Here is a 1,084-nt window from a genome sequence, read left to right on the forward strand (position 1 = left end):
GAGCGCTAGTCTCGTGGGCTCGGAGATGTGTAATAAGAGACAGGGGTGCCCGTGGTCGGTCAGCTCCACCGCCACCGTCTCCGCGCCGAACAGCGCGGTGAGCCGGTCCAGCTCCCGGGCCGCCGCGTCCACCCCCTCGGTGAGCAGGGCGGACGGCACGTGTCCCTTGCGGCAACCGGTCAGCACCAACACGTGGTCGCGCAGGTCGGCGGCCACCTCCTCCAGTTCCCCGTAGACCGGGCGTCCCTTCTCCCCGCCCCGCAACTGGGCGCGGGCGATGGTCGTGGCCAGCCGCGCGTACCCCTCGTGGCCGTGCGCCAGCACCAGCAGGTGGTTGCCGTGCGGGTCGGGTACGCCCTGCTGCGGGCCGGGCAGACCGAGGGACAGCTCCGCCCCGAAGATCGTCGGCAGGTCCAGCGTGCGGGCCGCCTCGGCGAAGCGCACCACGCCGTAGAAGCCGTCGTGATCGGTGACGGCGAGCGCGGTCAGCCCCAGCCGGACGGCCTCCTCGGCCAGTTCCTCCGGGTGGCTGGCCCCGTCGAGGAAGCTGAAGTTGGTGTGCGCGTGCAGCTCGGCGTACGGCACCACACCGTCGGGGCGGGCCAGCTCGGGCGGACGGTACTGCTCCCGGCTCCGACTCCAGGCCGGCGAGTCACCCCCGTCGGCGTCGACCGCGAGGGGATCCACCACCCGCAGGTGCCGTTCACCCTCCCCGGTACGCCCGGAGAGCACCCGCTCCAGCTCCGACCAGGGCAGCCGAGGATTGTGGAAACTCACCGCCCCACCCGGCCCACCGAGATCCCGGTGCGTTCCGGCCCTCCCCGGGGACGGAACGCACCACGATTCACTTCCGCCTCAGTCATAGACCGCCTCCACGAGCCACCGGCCGGCGTCGACGGCGAGCAGCAGGGCGCTGCCGTCGGCCAGGCTGACCTGGAAACGGGCCCTCCGACACGCCTCGACCGGGTCCCACCACCGCTCGTCGACCGGCCACGGGCCCGCCCAGCCGACGATCTCGACCGGCACCCCGGCCCGGCCGGAGATCCCGGCCCACGCACCACCCCGGCCGGCGCCCCCGGCCTGT

The 1,084-nt window shown here is 73.7% G+C and carries 1 protein-coding gene and 1 pseudogene; both read right to left on the reverse strand.

The window, feature by feature from the left end:
- On the reverse strand, positions 1-777 hold a 777-nt coding region (locus EYA84_RS32205), incomplete at its 3' end, for a PHP domain-containing protein (protein WP_131057895.1).
- Between the two features lie 78 nt (positions 778-855).
- Positions 856-1,084: pseudogene (locus EYA84_RS32210) on the reverse strand (DNA polymerase Y family protein); the annotation flags it as partial.

It is taken from the genome of Verrucosispora sp. SN26_14.1 (genome assembly GCF_004307965.1).
Taxonomy (GTDB): domain Bacteria; phylum Actinomycetota; class Actinomycetes; order Mycobacteriales; family Micromonosporaceae; genus Micromonospora.